Annotated in this window: 14 protein-coding genes; 8 read left to right on the top strand and 6 right to left on the bottom strand. The window is 63.6% G+C overall.

Annotated elements, in window-relative coordinates; all coding sequences use genetic code 11:
* Position 1: 1 nt before the first annotated feature.
* Both AC3WLT_RS00785 and AC3WLT_RS00780 read left to right on the top strand, forming a co-directional pair.
* Positions 2–799: an ATP-binding cassette domain-containing protein gene (locus AC3WLT_RS00785; RefSeq protein WP_492589830.1), complete on the top strand. Its 798-nt coding sequence runs from the start codon at positions 2–4 to the stop codon at positions 797–799.
* A gap of 33 nt (positions 800–832) precedes the next feature.
* Positions 833–2,059: an ROK family transcriptional regulator gene (locus AC3WLT_RS00780; RefSeq protein WP_492589829.1), complete on the top strand. Its 1,227-nt coding sequence runs from the start codon at positions 833–835 to the stop codon at positions 2,057–2,059.
* A gap of 53 nt (positions 2,060–2,112) precedes the next feature.
* On the opposite strand, the gene AC3WLT_RS00775 is transcribed toward AC3WLT_RS00780, so the two are convergent.
* Both AC3WLT_RS00775 and AC3WLT_RS00770 read right to left on the bottom strand, forming a co-directional pair.
* Positions 2,113–5,190: a transglycosylase domain-containing protein gene (locus AC3WLT_RS00775; protein ID WP_492589828.1), complete on the bottom strand. Its 3,078-nt coding sequence runs from the start codon at positions 5,188–5,190 to the stop codon at positions 2,113–2,115.
* A gap of 226 nt (positions 5,191–5,416) precedes the next feature.
* Complete coding sequence (locus tag AC3WLT_RS00770; RefSeq protein ID WP_492589826.1) at positions 5,417–6,367, bottom strand: LysR family transcriptional regulator; 951 nt, start codon at positions 6,365–6,367, stop codon at positions 5,417–5,419.
* Positions 6,368–6,563: 196 nt separating this feature from the next.
* Here AC3WLT_RS00770 and AC3WLT_RS00765 point away from each other — a divergent pair, with 196 nt between their 5' ends.
* The 3 genes from AC3WLT_RS00765 to AC3WLT_RS00755 all read left to right on the top strand — a co-directional run bounded on the left by AC3WLT_RS00765 (position 6,564) and on the right by AC3WLT_RS00755 (position 9,744).
* Complete coding sequence (locus AC3WLT_RS00765) at positions 6,564–7,496, top strand: dihydrodipicolinate synthase family protein (RefSeq protein ID WP_492589825.1); 933 nt, start codon at positions 6,564–6,566, stop codon at positions 7,494–7,496.
* A gap of 156 nt (positions 7,497–7,652) precedes the next feature.
* Positions 7,653–8,939 carry an NAD(P)/FAD-dependent oxidoreductase gene (locus AC3WLT_RS00760; protein ID WP_492589823.1) on the top strand — a complete coding sequence of 429 codons (1,287 nt, stop codon included), beginning with the start codon at positions 7,653–7,655 and terminating at the stop codon, positions 8,937–8,939.
* A 94-nt stretch (positions 8,940–9,033) separates the two neighbouring features.
* Positions 9,034–9,744: a TetR/AcrR family transcriptional regulator gene (locus AC3WLT_RS00755; protein ID WP_492589822.1), complete on the top strand. Its 711-nt coding sequence runs from the start codon at positions 9,034–9,036 to the stop codon at positions 9,742–9,744.
* A gap of 112 nt (positions 9,745–9,856) precedes the next feature.
* Here the strand turns inward: AC3WLT_RS00755 and AC3WLT_RS00750 are convergent, their stop codons facing one another.
* The 3 genes from AC3WLT_RS00750 to aroQ form a co-directional block, all read right to left on the bottom strand.
* Positions 9,857–11,227 carry an MFS transporter gene (locus AC3WLT_RS00750; protein ID WP_492589820.1) on the bottom strand — a complete coding sequence of 457 codons (1,371 nt, stop codon included), beginning with the start codon at positions 11,225–11,227 and terminating at the stop codon, positions 9,857–9,859.
* 69 nt (positions 11,228–11,296) lie between these two features.
* A complete protein-coding gene (locus AC3WLT_RS00745; protein WP_492589818.1) occupies positions 11,297–12,163 on the bottom strand; it encodes a shikimate dehydrogenase in 867 nt (288 codons plus the stop codon).
* Complete coding sequence (gene aroQ / locus AC3WLT_RS00740; RefSeq protein WP_492589817.1) at positions 12,160–12,615, bottom strand: type II 3-dehydroquinate dehydratase; 456 nt, start codon at positions 12,613–12,615, stop codon at positions 12,160–12,162. The genes AC3WLT_RS00745 and aroQ overlap by 4 nt, the downstream gene beginning before the upstream one ends.
* A 333-nt stretch (positions 12,616–12,948) precedes the next feature.
* Between aroQ and AC3WLT_RS00735 the strand changes: the two genes are divergently transcribed.
* The 3 genes from AC3WLT_RS00735 (at position 12,949) to AC3WLT_RS00725 (ending at position 15,798) form a co-directional block, all read left to right on the top strand.
* The gene (locus AC3WLT_RS00735) at positions 12,949–14,832 is read left to right on the top strand and encodes a bifunctional sugar phosphate isomerase/epimerase/4-hydroxyphenylpyruvate dioxygenase family protein (RefSeq protein ID WP_492589815.1); all 1,884 of its coding nucleotides are present in this window, start codon (positions 12,949–12,951) and stop codon (positions 14,830–14,832) included.
* A gap of 227 nt (positions 14,833–15,059) precedes the next feature.
* The gene (locus AC3WLT_RS00730) at positions 15,060–15,392 is read left to right on the top strand and encodes a hypothetical protein (RefSeq protein WP_492589813.1); all 333 of its coding nucleotides are present in this window, start codon (positions 15,060–15,062) and stop codon (positions 15,390–15,392) included.
* Positions 15,393–15,537: 145 nt separating this feature from the next.
* Positions 15,538–15,798, top strand: a complete 261-nt coding sequence (locus AC3WLT_RS00725; protein ID WP_492589812.1) for a hypothetical protein — start codon at positions 15,538–15,540, stop codon at positions 15,796–15,798.
* Between the two features lie 77 nt (positions 15,799–15,875).
* On the opposite strand, the gene AC3WLT_RS00720 is transcribed toward AC3WLT_RS00725, so the two are convergent.
* A complete protein-coding gene (locus AC3WLT_RS00720; RefSeq protein ID WP_201075957.1) occupies positions 15,876–16,205 on the bottom strand; it encodes a hypothetical protein in 330 nt (109 codons plus the stop codon).
* Positions 16,206–16,211 lie beyond the last annotated feature (6 nt).

Genomic DNA, 16,211 nt, shown 5'->3' with positions numbered 1-16,211 from the left:
CATGTCGACACCTACTTCCGCTTCCGCCGCGATGCCCGTCTTGCAGGCGCGCGGACTCGTCAAACGCTACGGCCACGTCACCGCGCTCGACGGTTGCGATTTCGAATTGCTGCCCGGCGAGATTCTCGCCGTGATCGGCGACAACGGCGCGGGCAAGTCGTCGTTGATCAAGGCCCTTTCCGGCGCCTTGGTGCCCGATGAAGGCGAGATTCGGCTCGACGGCAAGCCCGTCAAATTCCGCAGTCCGCTGGACGCGCGCGCTCAAGGCATCGAAACCGTGTATCAGGAACTCGCGGTGGCGCCGGCGATGAGCATCGCCGAAAACCTGTTCCTTGCCCGCGAGCTGCTCAAGCCGGGCTGGCGCGGTTCGCTCTTCAAGATGATCGACAAGCGCCGCATGCTAGAGGAAGCGACCGCGGCAATGAAGGACCTGCAGATCGGCATCCGTTCGATGCGCCAGGCCGTTGAAACGCTCTCCGGCGGCCAGCGTCAAGGCGTGGCCGTGGCGCGCAGCGCGGCATTTGCACGGCACGTGGTGATTCTCGACGAGCCCACCGCCGCGCTCGGCGTGAAGGAAGGCAACATGGTGCTCGAACTGATCCGGCGCGTGCGCGACCGCGGTCTGCCAGTGATCCTGATCAGCCACAACATGCCGCACGTCTTCGAAGTCGCCGACCGCATTCATATTCAGCGGCTCGGCCAGCGCGCAGCGCTCGTCAAGACCAGGGACGTGCACATGTCGGAGGCTGTCGCGATCATGACGGGCGCGAAGAAAGCGGACGTCAAGGCGATTGCATGATGCCCGCATCCTGCTGAGCCGCGGCACCCGACGATGGAAACCACCGGCCCCCGCTCCCCCCTCAAACGCACGGTCGGCTCGAACCAGGTCGGCATGCGGCAGTTCAACGAGCGGATCGTGTTGCAGGCGATCCGTTTGCACGGACCGCTGCCCAAAGCCGACGTGGGCCGCCTCACGCGCCTGTCGATGCAGACGGTTTCGATGATCGTCGAGCGCCTGATAGAAGACGGCCTGCTCGAGAAGCAGGCGCGCGTGCGCGGCAGGATCGGTCAGCCGTCGGTGCCGATCGCGTTGCATGCCGAAGGGGCCTACACCATCGGCATCAAGGTGGGGCGCCGCAGTCTCGACGTGCTGGCGATGGATTTCGCGGGCCACGTGGTGTGCCGCGATGTATTCGAGTATGCCTATCCCGATCCGCGCACACTGTTCCCCGCGCTCGAAAGCAAACTGGCGCGCGTGAACCAGGCGCTCGGCGCGAAAGCGAACAAGGTGGTCGGCGTAGGCGTGGCCGCGCCGCTGTGGCTCGGCGGCTGGCGCGACTTTCTCGGCGCGCCGCCCGACGCGCTGGAAGCCTGGAACGAGATCGACTTGCGCAGCCGCGTCGCAACGATGACGGGCTTGCCCGTCGAGTTCGCCAAAGACACCACCGCCGCCTGCGCCGCCGAACTCGTGATGGGCCAGGGCCGCGGGATTCACCATTTTCTGTACCTGTTCGTCGGCACGTTTATCGGCGGCGGGCTGGTGATCGACGGCCGTTTGCACGGCGGACCGCATGACAACGCCGGGGCCGTCGGTTCGATTCCGCTTCGGGACGGCACTGCGCGCAAGCCTGCCCGGCAATTGCTGCACGCGGCATCCGGCTTCGTGCTCGAACAGTTGTTAAGCGATGCGGGGGCGCCGCCGGCCGCGGCGCACGACCATCGCGCGCTGTCGCCGGAGTTGTGGCGGCAGACCGAGCAGTGGCTCGACACCGCTTGCCCGGCGATCGCCAACGCGCTGACCAATGCCGCGGCGCTGCTCGACCTGGAAGCGGTAGTGGTCGACGGCGAACTCGACCGGCAACTGGTGCGCGAAATCATCCGCCGTACCGAGCGTGTGCTCGATGGTTTCGAGTGGGAAGGCATGGTGCGTCCGCAACTGCTGGAAGGCACCATCGGCGCGGATGCGCGCGCAATGGGCGGCGCGATTCTGCCGCTCTACGCGCACTTCGCGCCGGTGCATGAGCTGTTTCTGAAGCCGGCGCTGGACGCCGACTACTAGGTCGGGCAAAGGTCAGGCAACCATCACACGCTCATTGCGTGCTCATTGCGTGCTCATTGTGTGATTACCTTCGTCGCGGCGGCGGTTTTCGTGGGCTGCTCGTCCAGCAATGGCTGCAGCACCGGCGCGAGCGACTTCAGCAACTGTACCGAGAGCGCGCTTGTGAACTCGTAACGCGCCGCATAAGGTTCATGCACCCACGCGGTCAGCGTGCCGTAAAAGCGGTCCCCCATCACGAACACAAAGGTTGCGCTGCGGTTCACCTTGCGCGACTCGATCAAACGTGCGCCTTTGGCGAACACGTTAAAGCGCTGATCGCCGGTGCCGGTCTTGCCGTACACCTCGAATGTCTGGCCATTGGGAAAGGTCATGCCCTGCGCGAGGCGCCTGCCTGTGCCGCCCGTCACGACGTCGCGCAGCAGCCCTCTCACCACGCCGGTAATTTCCGGCGACAGCTGCTGTTGCGGCGCCACGGCCGCGCGCTCGAAGTGCGTTTCGTACGGCGTGTCTTTCGCGAAGTCGAGTTGCGTGAGGCTTTCGGTCGGCACCTTGTTGCCGCCGTTGGCGATCACGCCGATCAGTTGCGCAAGTGCGGCCGGCCGGTCGCCCGACGCGCCGATCGCCGCCGCATACGACGGCGTGAGTGTCGCGAACGGATAGCCGAGCGCCTGCCATGATTTGCCGATCGCATCGAACGCGCGCTGTTCGACTATCCGCTTGATGCGACGATCCTGGGTCGCGTGATAGCGCGTCTTGAAGAGCCACGAGTACGTGGAAAGACGCACGTCGCGGCTCGCGTTCTGCATCTGGCCGAGCGTCGCGTCGGGATGCTCGCGCAGATAGTTGACGGTCCACAGTTCGAGCGGATGGACGCTCGAAATGTACCCACGGTCGTTCAGGTTGAAGCGGTCGATCGCGTACTTGTCGTAAAGATTCGCGAGGTCCTCGTCGTCCAGCATGGAAGCGGCCGGCGTGTTCTTCAACGCGGCACGCATCTTCGCGTTGAACCACGCGTTGGATTCATCCGGCGCGACGCTGCGCAATACCGTCGCCACTTTAGGCGGCGATTTACGCACGCCGAGCAGCAACAACGCCAGCGTCTGATCGGGCGTTTTGCCGTGATACTTCGTGTAGAAACGATTCATGTACACGCGGCTTTCCTGATCCGCGAAACGCGTCAGATACATCTTGCGCGCCGCCGGATCGCCGAGCCATTGTGACGACGCTCCGGTGGTCTGAACCATCTCGTAGTGCACGATATCGCGCATCAGGCGCACGAACACCAGATTCACCGAATGCTGGAACGCCTGGTGTACGGTCAGGATGCGGCCGTTGTCATCGGCTTCGAAATTGTTGAAGGTCTGCGCGCCGCCGCCGGTGTAGAACGTTTCGCCAGGACTCGCCGAATATTTGCGTTCAACGGCCGCATCGAGCATCGCCTGCAACGAGCGGTCCGAGGTATGCGAAAGGTAATCGATCGCCCAGCGCGTCAGTCTGTCGTTCGGATCGGGTTTGACTGCTTTCAGCTCCGCTATGCTCAGCGGTGCATAACGCGCATGCAGCTCGGAGACGATCTGCAAATACGTCACGAGAGTGCGCAGTTTCGCGGTGGAACCGAGATTCAGACGTGCGCCGGAATTGATATCGAACGGCTGATTGACGCTGTCGGTTTGCACCCGCACGAGGTTCGCGCCGTCGCGCCGTTCGAACAGCGTGAAGCTATAGGCGATTCTCGACGGATCGTCCGACGCGCGCAGCATTTCGTATCCCACCAGGCCGGCGGCCTTGGCGCCGTCGCGGGTCGCCGCGGCGGCGAGCCGTTCGCTGACCGCCTGCTGCACAGCATTGTTGAGCGTACCCGTTGCCTGCAGATCGAGCCGGTCGAGTTCATAGAAGCTCGGGACGCCGAGCGCGGTCAATAGATGCGAGCGCATCGACGTCACGGCCTTGCGCGACACGAACGAGTCCGCGTTCTGCGTTCTGGACGCGTGGTGCAATTCCACTTGCGCGGACAGCGCGGCGTCGCGCAGCGGGATTGGGATGATGCCGTTGCTCGCCAGCAGGCGCAAATAACTATCCGTCAGACGTTGAAGTTCGGCATAGCCGTGAGTCAGGAAATACGACGGCGCACGTTGCGCGATCATCAGCGACAGCACCTGCCGGAAAGCGATGCCTTGCCCGGCGAGATTATCCGGCGTCGGCGGCGCTTTGAGGATGCGGTTCACGTCGTTGAAATCGCGTCCGTACCACGCGGCAAGGCCGTCGCCGATCCCGTTGATTTCGCCGATGCCCGGTTGCGCGGCAAGCGGCACCGAGTTCAGATAGTGCACGACGATCTGCTGGCGCACGGGCATCGTCTGCGGGCCGTTCAGATAGGCGCGCACCGAGGCCGACGCGATTTGCCGCAATTTTTCTGGCGGCGTTGCCGTGCGGCCGCCGGCCGAGTGACGGAACTTCTCAATCTGCGTTGCGAGCGTGCTGCCGCCGGGCGTTGACTGATGATGGTTGAACACGCGTGCGCCCTGGTCGGCCAGCGCGCGGCTAAAACGTCCCCAGTCGATTGCCGGGTTGCGGTTCGGCTGACTCGGGTCGAGCAGATAACGGTCTTCGATAAAAAGCAGCGAGCTCACGACAAGCGGCGGAATCGCGTCGAAGTCGTCATACACGTTGCCGGGAAACTGTGCACCAAAGAGTGGCGTGCCGGTGCCATCGAAGAGTTGCAGCCCGGCCTGATCTTTTTCGGCGTAAGGCAGAAACAGGCCGTAATCCGCCAGCGACAACATCCGCTCGGAATCGCGCGTCTGCGAACGGATTTCAAATCCGCGTTCGAGGAGGCGCTGCTGGAACGACGGCAGCAAAGCGTAGCCAAGGCGGCTGTCGTAAGGACCGTGATCGGCTAAGGGAAAGCGGATGGAATGACTTGGACCGTCGGCGACGGAGAAGCCGACCTCGCTCGTCAGTTCGGATAGATAGCGCGCCTGCAATCGCGAGGTCTCGATTTCGACCTGGCAAAAGCGCGCAGCGAACGCCAGCGCAAGCAAAAATGCCGCTGCCAGCCCCCATTTGAGCCACTTCCACACGGGTGCCCTACCCGTCGCGCGAAGCGGAAACCGAACCAGTGGCCGATTCATGGCTACTCTCCGAGGCGGGCGCCACACAGCAAAATCAGGCGCACCTTTGAATCAGTTTAGCGCGGAACCGATGTGCGCATCTGGTTCGGTTTACCCGAGAGTGTCGTGGCTGCAACACCTTTTTTGCAACGCGTGGCGGAGCACAAATCGCGATGCGATATTGAGGGTCTTTCAGTTTCACGTGCCGAAAAACCGCTGTTTCAGGCGGTTTTGTGCACTGCTTCCGCTACTTTTTGTGCACTGCTTCCGCTACTTTCTGTCCACGCAACAACTGGATAAACTGCTCGGCCGCCGGCGAGAGCACGCCGCCCTTGCGCGTCACAATGCCGAAGGTCTGCGAAGGCGACTTCAGTTTGACCGGCACCGTGCGCAACATTTTTTGCCGGACGAACATTTCGGCGATACCCGTGGGTAAAAGCGAGACCAGATCGGGACTGCTTTGCAGTAATGCGACCGTCACAAACGTGGAAGCGGTTGAAATCGGGTTTTCCGGCATGTCGAGTCCAGCCAGATCCATCTCCCGTTCGAGCAACGCGTGCAGCGGCATATGCGACGGATACATCACCCAACGGTGTCCGGCCAGATCGCGCAAGTTCACTTCCTTCTTCGGCAACGCCGGATGGCCATAGCCGACCACCACCGATAACGGCTCGTCGCCGAGCGGCCGATAGTGATATTTCGACGGATCGGCGGCGACCGCAGCACGGCCGATCACCAGATCGAGCCGGCCTTCGTCGAGTTGCAGCAGCATCCGCGCACTCGTATCTTCCACCACCTCGATCGACAGACCCGGCTGCCCGGCATGCAATTCGTTCAACGCCGGCACGACCCGCTCGGGAATCGCGCCCATGATCGCGCCGATCGCCAGACGGCCGCCACGCCCTGAGCGTATTTCGGCGACGTCCTGACACAGCGAAGCGAGGTCCGTCGCCACGAGCCGCGCGTAGCGGATCACGCAATGACCGAGCTGATTCGGGATCATGCCGTTCTTCGAGCGCTCGAAGAGCGGCGCCTCCAGCATCGATTCCAGCTCCTGCAGCGCCTTGCTGGCGGCCGATTGCGTCATCGACATCGCGCCGGCGGCCTGGTGCAGGGACTTGCGGTCGTCGAGCGCGATCAGCAATTGCAGCTGTTTCATACGTAATCTCGACAGCAATACGTTCAGGGTGTCTTTCATGGAATCGGTGCGCTTCGGACAAACAACAATGGGGCAACGGGGTAAGTCGCAAAAGCGATCACAAGATGGAAACAATTCAATATACAGCCTGGCGATGCCCGCCGTATAGTCGACGCCGGAGACATTCAAAACGCCCTCGCTGCACAGTCGTCGCTTTACGGTCGTCACTTCACCACCTTCGCTCACACCGGCCACCATGACAAACGCATCCAGCAAAGCCCCCTTCCGCGGCGTGTTCCCCGTCGCGCCGACCATCTTCGACGAGGCCGGCCGTCTCGACCTCGAAGGCCAGAAACGCTGCATCGATTTCATGATCGACGCGGGCTCCAACGGCCTGTGCATTCTGGCGAATTTCTCCGAGCAGTTCGCGCTCTCCGATGACGAACGCAACACGCTGATGCACGTGGTGCTCGAACATGTCGCGGGCCGCGTGCCGGTGATCGTCACGACCACGCATTTCAGCTCGCACCTCTGCGCCGAACGCAGCCGCAGCGCACAGGTGGCCGGCGCCGCGATGGTGATGATCATGCCGCCGTATCACGGCGCGACGATCCGGATCGGCGAGCGCGGCATTTATGAGTTCTATCGCGTGGTATCCGACGCGATCGGGATTCCGATCATGATCCAGGACGCGCCGGTCAGCGGCACGGCGCTCTCCGCACCGTTCCTCGCCCGGCTGGCGCGCGAGCTGCACAACGTGTCGTACTTCAAGATCGAAGTGCCGCAAGCGGCGAACAAGCTGCGCGAGCTGATCGAGTTGGGCGGCGATGCGATTGCCGGTCCGTGGGACGGTGAAGAAGCGATCACCTTGATGGCCGATCTCGATGCGGGCGCAACCGGTTCGATGACCGGCGGCGGCTACGCCGACGGCATCCGCCTGATCGTCGACGCCTACGCCGCGGGCGATGCCGAAGCGGCCGCCGCGCATTATCAGCAATGGCTGCCGCTCATCAACTACGAGAACCGCCAGGGCGGTCTCGCGTCGTGCAAGGCGTTGATGAAGGAAGGCGGCGTGATCCGCTCGGACGCGGTGCGCCATCCATTGCCGCCGATGCATCCGGCCACGCGTGAAGGCTTGCTGAAGGTCGCGCGCCGGCTCGATCCGCTGGTGTTGCGCTGGGGCAAGTAACTGGACAATGCGTGGATAAAGCGGTCCTGCGGGCCGGCATTCGCAGGATGCGGATGCCGGCCTTTGTTTTGCCGATGGTTTTATCCCTGCAGCGCGCTGCTTCTATCCGCGCGTAAAGGCTGGACGCGTGCGTGAGATTGCCGCTAACCTAGCTGCATGCAAAACTTTTACGAAGCCACCGTCACCCGCCCTGAACATGCTCCGCTGTCCGGCCGCTGCAGCGCCAACGTGTGCATCATCGGCGGCGGGCTGGCGGGTTTGTCGACCGCGCTGGGGCTCGCCGAGCGCGGCGTCACCGAGGTGGTCGTGCTCGAGGCCGAGCGAGTGGGCTTCGGCGCATCGGGGCGCAACGGCGGATTCGTGTTCGGCGGCTACAGCCTCGATTGCGCCGATCTGCTGAAAACCCTGGGCCCGGCCCGCGCCCGCGAACTCTATACGCTGACCACCGAAGCCGTCGATCTGATGCGCCGGCGCATTCGGCGCTACGGCATCGACTGCGACGCGACTGATGCCGGCGTGATCCTCGCCAACTGGTTCGACGAACCCGCGCGGCTCGAAACGCAGCGGCGCCTGATGCAGGAATCGTTCGGCGTCGAATGGGAGCCCGTGCCAGCCGCGCGGCTTGCAGAGCAACTGAAGACGAGCCGTTATCACGGCGGTCTGTTCGAGCGCAACGCGTTCCATTTTCATCCGCTGAAATACGTACTCGGCGTCGCCGGGGCGGCGGCCGGCGCAGGCGTGCGGATCTACGAGAAATCATCGGTCTTGCGCTTGCAGCGCGAGGGCGCCGGCTTTGTCGTGCACACGCCGCACGGCGCGATCGAAGCGCGCCACGTCGTGATGGCGGGCGGCGGCTATGCGCGCAACGTGTACGCCAGGGTCGAGCGCGCGGTGCTGCCGATCGCCACCTACGTGATGACCACCGAACCGCTCGGCGCGCGCCTGAAAAACGCGCTCGACACCTCAGCCGCCGTCTACGACACGCGCTTCGCCTTCGACTATTACCGCCCGCTGCCCGATACGCGCATCCTGTGGGGCGGCCGCATCTCGGTGCGCGACCGCGCGCCGGAGATCATCGCGCGCCTGCTGCGGCGCGATCTGCTAAAGGTCTATCCACAGTTGCGCGACGTGCGTATCGAGTACGCATGGGGCGGCCTGATGAGCTACGCGCGGCACAAAATGCCGCAAATCGGCCGCAGCGCCGACGGCGTCTGGTACGCGGTCGGCTTCGGCGGTCATGGGATGGCGCCGACCACTGTCTCCGGCGAATTGCTGGCGGCGGCGATCTCCGGCGAACGGCCGGTGCCCGAAGCGTTCGCAAGGTTCGGGCTGACGCCCGCGTACGGCGCGCTCGGTCTGGCCGCCGCGCAGCTGACCTACACCACGATGCAAACGCGCGACGCGCTCGCCGCCCGGCGCCGCGCCCCGCGTGCCGCGCCGTGATGCCGTCCGATACGCCGCCGCTTATGCCCGGAACCCGCTCCGGACGGCCATTTCGCCATGCTAGAATGCGCCGTCACTGCCGCTCGAATACACAATGAAAAAGGGAAGCAAGGCCGCCGAGCCTGATACCAACGGCATCCCGTCCGACGCCCGGCGTAGCGACGCCCGACGTAGCGACGCCCGGCGCAAGTACGATCCCGAACAGACGAAGCGCAACATCCTCGACGTCGCGACCCAGGAGTTCTCGGCGATGGGGCTCACGGGCGCGCGCGTCGACGCTATCGCGGAACGCACCAACACCACCAAGCGCATGCTGTACTACTACTTCGGCAGCAAGGAAGGGTTGTATCAGGCGGTGCTGGAAAAGGTGTACGGCGACATTCGCACGCTCGAACAGGATCTGCATATCAGCGAACTCGATCCGGTCGAGGGCATGCGCGCGCTGGTGGAATTCACGTTCGACTATCACGACCGCCAGCGCGATTTCGTGCGTCTCATCACGATCGAAAATATTCACGGCGCGAAGTACGTCGAGCAGGTGAAGACCTTCAAAAGCCGCAACGCCTCGGTCATTCATACGATCGAGGATCTGCTCCAGCGCGGCATCGCGGCGGGACAGTTTCGCAGCGACGTCGATGCGATCGACCTGCATCTGCTGATCAGCTCGCTGTGCTTTCACCGCATCGGCAATCGCCATACCTTCGGTACGGCGTTCGGCCGCGATCCGTCGCATCCGCGCTTGCGCGCGCGGCATCGCGCGATGATCGTCGACGCCGTGCTGCGCTTCGTACGCAAGGAAGGCTGAAATAGAAAAAAGGGACGCGGCCATCCACGTCCCTTTCGTTTTCACCGCGGCATCCCCACCGCGGCTTCCCCACCGCGGTTTTCGCAGCGGCTTTCAGCGCATCAGGCGCCGCTCAATCCACAAGCACAATCCGCTTGATATCGCCGACGATGAAGATGTACGACAGCGCGCCGATCAACGCGACTGCGCCGATGAACACCAGCGCGCCGACAAACGAGCCGGTTGCCGCGACGATGAACCCCACCACCAGCGGCGTCACGATGCCGGCCAGATTGGCCGCAAAGTTGAAGATGCCGCCAGTCACGCCGAGCAGGCCGTCGGGCGCGATGTCCGACACCAGCGTCCAGCCGAGCGCCGCCATGCCCTGCGCGAAAAACGCCACCGACAGAATCGCGATCACCGCCACGTTGCTCTCGACATAGTTAGCGAGAATGATCGTCGAGGCGAGCAGCAGGCCGGCGATGATCGGCAGCTTGCGCGCCACGTTCGCCGACTTGCCGCGCCGCAGGAGCCAGTCGGAAAAGATGCCGCCGAACATCACGCCGATCGACGCGGCAATGAACGGCATGATCGCGAAGAAGCCGATCTTCAGCCACGCCATGTGGCGCTCCGTGGCGAGGTAGGTCGGAAACCAGGTGAGGAAGAACACCAGCGTCGAGTTGCCGGCGAACTGGCCGAGACAGATGCCGGTCAGCTGACGGTGCTTGAGCAGGCGGCCAATGGTGCGCCATTCGAAACCGCTCCCGGCCGTAGCTGCGGAAGCCTTGGACGCGTCAGCCTCCTTCTTCCGATGCGTCAAGCCGCCACCCGCTTCGATATAGTCCAGTTCCGCCTGATTGGCCGACGGATGATCGCGCGGCTCGCGATAGAACGCCCACCAGACGAAACCGAACGCGATGCCTACGCCGCCCACCACATAGAACAGCGAACGCCAGCCGAACGCGCCCATCAGCGCGAACAGGAGCGGGCTGAAAAACGCGAGGCCGATATATTCGCCGACGGTGTAGGTGCCGGTTGCCATCGCGCGTTCGCTCTGCGGAAACCACGTCGCCACCACCCGGCTATTGGTCGGAAAACACGGCGCTTCCGACACGCCGAGACCGAGCCGGAACGCGAACAGCGCGCCGATGCCATGCACGAGCCCTTGCGCGAGCGTGCACAGCGACCACAACGTCATCGACAGAAAATACGTGAGCTTGCTGCCGAAGCGGTCGAGAAACAGTCCGCCCGGAATCTGCGAGGCCACATAGCTCCACGAGAACACGGAGAACAACAGCCCCATCAGCGCGGCATTGATGCCGAGCTCCTTGGTCAATTGCGGCGCCGCGATGCCGAGCACCGTGCGGTCCAGATAGTTGATCATGGTGCCGACCGCGAGCAGCGTGAGAATCTGAAAGCGGGCTTTCGAACGGTGCGTCGCGCTGGCCGCGGCATTTGCCGGCAGCGTCGCGTCGGCGGGATTGGAATGGATGGGTTGTGGCATGTCGTCTCCGGGTCTCTCTGTCTCTAATCTGCTCGTGTGGTGCTCGTGCGTCAGTTGCGTGCTGCTGAACTAGCGTTCCAGCAACGACTGGAAATGCGTGTACACGCGCTCGGCATCCGGTTCCAGTCCGGTGAAGATGCGCATTGCGTCGACGGCCTGATAAACCGCCATGCCGCCGCCGCTCAGCGTGCGGCAGCCGATCTCTTCGGCCGCCTGCAACAACGCGGTGCGAATCGGGAAATAGACGACATCGGCCACCCACAAGTCGCGGTGCAGCAATTCGACCGGCAACGGCAAACCGGGCAATTTCGCCATCCCGGTGGGCGTTGCGTGAATCAGGCCAGTGGCGGCTTTGAGCGACTCGGCAAGCGAGCCGCCGGCGTTCACCGTCGTCGCGGGGAAGCGCTTTTGCAATTCCGCGGCGAGCGAGGAGGCGCGCGTGGCATCCACATCGAACAGCGTGAGCGTTTTCGCGCCCATCGTCAGCGCGGCATGGGCGACCGCCGCGCCGGCGCCGCCCGCGCCCAGCTGCACGACGCGCTCGAGCGACACATCCGGCAAACCGCGCTGAAACGCGCGGGCGAAACCGGACCAGTCCGTGTTGTGGCCGATGCGTTTGCCGTCTTTGAACAAGACCGTGTTGACCGCGCCGAGCGCGCGCGCGTCGTCGGACAGTGCGTCGAGCAGCGCAATGACGCTCTGCTTGCACGGGTACGTAATGTTCAGGCCGTTAAAACCCATGCGCTCGGCCGCAACCAGCAGATCGGACAGCGCGCCGGCGTCGAGCTTCAAGGCTTCCAGATCGATGCGCCGGTAGACATAGTGCAGGCCGAGCCGGCTGCCCTCCTCCTCATGCATCGCAGGGCTCAGCGAGCCGCCGATGCCCGAACCGATCAGGCCGACCAGATAGGACTTCGTATTCGACTTCGTATTCATTTGGCCGCCCTATTCTTAAGGATGGTCGCCATCCGTTCCAGAGCGAGCACATAGCCTTGCGTGCCGCAGCCGATGATCACTGCCTCGGCCACCGCCGATACGAACGAGTGATGCCGGAACGCCTCACGCCGATGCACGTTTGAAATATGCACTTCGATCACGGGCTTTTCGATCGCGCTGAGCGCGTCGGCGATCGCCACCGACGTGTGCGTGTAAGCCGCCGGATTGATCACGATGCCGTCGACCTTGGTGCGCGCCGCGTGGAGCCAGTCGATCAGCTGATGCTCGGCGTTCGACTGGCAGAAGTCGACCGACAGGTCGAGCCGCTCGCCCGCGTCGCGGCAGAGTCTCGCGACGTCGTCGAGTGTTTCCGAGCCGTAGATGGCCGGCTCGCGCGTGCCCAGCAGATTGAGATTCGGCCCGTTCAGGACCAGTACCGATGCAAAACTCATGACAACCACTCCTGCGAAGTAAGGCACAAAGCAAGGCACAAAGCGGACCACGACACGCGCCGCCTTTTTACAACGTGAGGGCAGTGTGCACCCATTCTCCGCAGCCGTCATTCGGGGTTTGTACGCATTTGTACGATCTAGTTAGTTTGTATAGACTTGCCGAAACTTGCGCTGACGTGGGCCATTTCGGCCTGCGCCATGCTGGTTTAAGGTAACGAAATAGACCATTTTTCGCATCGCAACATGATCGCCGCCAAGGCACGCGGGCATCGACGCAGCCGCCGGTCCGCGCCCTCTTCAGTAGCCGTTTCACCGTTTTTGCAGGAGCCGTTCATGCAACGTTCGATTGCCACCGTGTCGATCAGCGGGACCCTTGTCGAGAAGCTGACCGCGATTCGGGCGGCGGGCTTCGAAGGCGTCGAGATCTTCGAGAACGACCTGCTGTATTTCGACGGCTCGCCGGCCGACGTGCGGCGCATCGCCGACGATCTCGGCCTGAAAATCATGCTGTTCCAGCCGTTCCGCGATTTCGACGGCGTGAGCGCGGAGCGCCTCGCGCGCAACCTCGATCGTGCGAAGCGCAAGTTCGAGGTGATGCATGAGCTCGGCACGGAGCGCATTCTGGTGTGCAGCAACGTCTCGCCCGACACCATTTGCGACGACGCGCTGATGATCGATCAGCTCGGCGCGCTGGCCCGCGCGGCCGAAGCAGCCGGCGTGATCGCCGGTTATGAAGCGCTCGCATGGGGCAAGCATGTGAAGACCTACCGGCATGCGTGGAAACTCGTCGACGCGGTCGATCATCCGAATCTCGGGCTCGTGCTCGACAGCTTTCATACGCTGTCGCTGAACGATTCGGTGGACGCGATCGCCGGCATCCCGGGCGAGCGCATCGCTTTCGTGCAGATCGCCGACGCGCCGAAGCTGGCCATGGACGTGCTCGAATGGAGCCGCCACTACCGCTGCTTTCCGGGCCAGGGCGACTTCGACGTGGCTGGCTTTACCGCGCAGGTCGTCAAAACCGGCTATCAGGGACCGCTTTCGCTCGAAATTTTCAACGACGGCTTTCGCGCCGCGCCGACCAACATCACCGCTGCGGACGGTCACCGTTCGCTGCTGTTCCTCGAGGAGCAAACCCGCGCGCTGCTCGAATCCACGCAGCAGCCGGTCGGGCAGCTTTATCAGCCGCCCGCCGCGCCCGCGCACGTCGGCTATCAGTTCCTCGAATTCGCCGTCGACCACACGACCCGCGCGCAACTCGTCGACTGGCTCGGCAGGCTGCGCTTTCGCCAGGCCGGCCAGCATCGCTCGAAAGACGTGACGCTGTATCAGCACGGCGCGGCGTCGATCGTGCTGAACGCCGAACCCGATTCGTTCGCCAACGCGTTCTTCCAGCAGCATGGTTTGTCGCTGTGCGCGTCGGCCTTTCGCGTTGACGATGCGAACCAGGCATTCGAGCGCGCCGCCGGTTTCGGCTACGCGCCGTTCTCCGGCCAGATCGGTCCGAACGAGCGCGTGTTGCCCGCCGTGCAGGCGCCCGACGGCAGCCTGAATTATTTCGTCGACGAAGCGCCGGACCAGCCCACGCTGTTCGAGGCCGATTTCATCCTCACCGACGTCAACGGTCCAAGCGAAGTGGGTCCGCTCACTCGCATCGACCATGTCTGCCTGTCGGTGCCGGCGAATTCGCTGGATACGTGGGTGCTGTTTCTGAGAACCGCCTTCGGTTTCGAAGCCGAGCCCGGCGTGCTGGTGCCCGATCCTTACGGGCTGGTGCGCAGCCGCGCGCTGCGCAGCCGCGACGGCTCGGTGCGCATCGCGTTGAACGCGTCGGTGGACCGTCACACGGCAGTGGCGGAGGCCTTGCACACCTATCACGGCTCCGGGCTGAACCACGTCGCGTTCAACACCGGCGACATCTTCAGCGCGATCCCCGAATTCGTCGCCGACGGCGTGCCGGTGCTGCGCATCCCACGCAATTACTACGAGGACCTCGCCGCCCGCTACGCGCTGCCGGACGAGACGCTCGACGCGCTGCGCACCCACAACATCCTGTACGACCGCGACGAACGCGGCGGCGAATTTTTCCACGCCTATACCGAACAGCTCGACCAGCGCTTTTTCCTCGAAATCGTCGAGCGGCGCGGCGGCTACGACGGCTATGGCGCGGCCAACGCGGCCGTGCGGCTCGCGGCGCAGGCGCAGCGCCGGAAGTAAGCGGCCAGCCGAAGCGCCAGCGGGCGCCTTGAGCGGTCCAGTTGTTTGACAACCTAAGAACCATAAGCAGAGCGTCAACGGGATCGGTTCGTCCGGTGCAGCACGGCTCGGGCGAGCCCGCTGCACCGATATAATGGCGGTTGATCCGCGGTCCGGTGCAGCGCGGCGGCGCCTTCGGCCAGGCACCGCGCGCCAGCAGCGGGCCGGACCGAAACGCCAGGAGAGATATGAAGAAGTTTGCCGTAGTGCTGTCAGTTCCCCTGCTCTTTAGCGCTTGCGCGTACTTTCAGAAGAACCCGGATGCCGGCGAGCCCGTCACCGACAAAACCACGCAGCGCTCGGTCAACGACGTGGTCGCCTGCCTGACGCAGGTGGCGACCAGCCACAACGCCGCGTTCAAGTCGACGGCGATCCCGCAGGGCCAGATGCTCGACTTCGGCGATTCGAATATCGTCAAGGTGCGCAGCGACAATGGCGCGACCACTTACCGCTTCTACGCGGGCAAACGCCATGTCGGCAATCTGTGGATCGAGGCGGCCAGCAAAACCTGCGCGCCATGAGGTAAGGAGCGGCAAGCGTAACGTTCGGAAACTTGTTCCAGAGCAATCATAGTGTCACGGTGTTACAGGACAATGCGGTCTTAAGAAACGTTTAAGACTTCGTCCGCATGATCCGTCCGACACTATCCCGCACAAGGTGCGTTCCATGAACCAGCCCGATCAAGATCCGAACGGCACGCCGGCTCCGGCCAGGCGGCCTACCATTTTGCGCCGCCTGCTGAGCCACCACGAACTGGCCACGCTGCTGCTGTTGCTGCATGCGCCGATCGACGCCTTCGCGAAACCCGAGATTCCGCAGCTTCACGAAGCCGGCTTGATCGAAACGGTATCCGGCGATTCCGGCGCGTCGCATATCCGTTTGACGCCTGAGGGCAATGCGGTGCTGCGCGGGCTTGGGGTGAAGTAACTACGCGCGCCTGAACTCAGGGCTCGCATTCGCAGCCCCCTGCGGTTGCCCCCCGCGGTTGTCCATCTTTCGTCTTCTTAAGCCTGCCACACGCCGTACCCCGCTTCGCGCAGCCCAATCGCCAGCTCCACTTCCATATCCTGGGCGCCGCGGTAAGGCATTGGATTGAACACTTCATACAACTCGGGCACGAGGCGCAGGCCGTAATCGCGCACATAGCGGTTTGCCTGAATGCCGGCCTTATGCCGGTCGAATCTCAGATCCGGGTCCAGTCCCGTCATTCCCACATACACGCACGGCTTGTCGAACCGGTAGTCCGGATTCGCGCGGCGAAAGCGCGCCTCGTTCCAGACTTTATCGTCCAGGGCGACGACGTACACGTAATAGTGATGCTTGCGACGAACCATGCGCGA

The sequence above is a fragment of the Paraburkholderia sp. FW306-2-2C-D06C genome, assembly GCF_058781505.1.
This window is presented reverse-complemented; position numbering and strand designations above follow the sequence as displayed.

Coding starts and splice junctions, on each gene's coding strand:
- AC3WLT_RS00785 (WP_492589830.1), top strand. CDS start 2: ATGTCGACACCTACTTCCGCTTCCGCCGCGATGCCCGTCTTGCAGGCG.
- AC3WLT_RS00780 (WP_492589829.1), top strand. CDS start 833: ATGGAAACCACCGGCCCCCGCTCCCCCCTCAAACGCACGGTCGGCTCG.
- AC3WLT_RS00775 (WP_492589828.1), bottom strand. CDS start 5,190: ATGAATCGGCCACTGGTTCGGTTTCCGCTTCGCGCGACGGGTAGGGCA.
- AC3WLT_RS00770 (WP_492589826.1), bottom strand. CDS start 6,367: ATGAAAGACACCCTGAACGTATTGCTGTCGAGATTACGTATGAAACAG.
- AC3WLT_RS00765 (WP_492589825.1), top strand. CDS start 6,564: ATGACAAACGCATCCAGCAAAGCCCCCTTCCGCGGCGTGTTCCCCGTC.
- AC3WLT_RS00760 (WP_492589823.1), top strand. CDS start 7,653: ATGCAAAACTTTTACGAAGCCACCGTCACCCGCCCTGAACATGCTCCG.
- AC3WLT_RS00755 (WP_492589822.1), top strand. CDS start 9,034: ATGAAAAAGGGAAGCAAGGCCGCCGAGCCTGATACCAACGGCATCCCG.
- AC3WLT_RS00750 (WP_492589820.1), bottom strand. CDS start 11,227: ATGCCACAACCCATCCATTCCAATCCCGCCGACGCGACGCTGCCGGCA.
- AC3WLT_RS00745 (WP_492589818.1), bottom strand. CDS start 12,163: ATGAATACGAAGTCGAATACGAAGTCCTATCTGGTCGGCCTGATCGGT.
- aroQ (WP_492589817.1), bottom strand. CDS start 12,615: ATGAGTTTTGCATCGGTACTGGTCCTGAACGGGCCGAATCTCAATCTG.
- AC3WLT_RS00735 (WP_492589815.1), top strand. CDS start 12,949: ATGCAACGTTCGATTGCCACCGTGTCGATCAGCGGGACCCTTGTCGAG.
- AC3WLT_RS00730 (WP_492589813.1), top strand. CDS start 15,060: ATGAAGAAGTTTGCCGTAGTGCTGTCAGTTCCCCTGCTCTTTAGCGCT.
- AC3WLT_RS00725 (WP_492589812.1), top strand. CDS start 15,538: ATGAACCAGCCCGATCAAGATCCGAACGGCACGCCGGCTCCGGCCAGG.
- AC3WLT_RS00720 (WP_201075957.1), bottom strand. CDS start 16,205: ATGGTTCGTCGCAAGCATCACTATTACGTGTACGTCGTCGCCCTGGAC.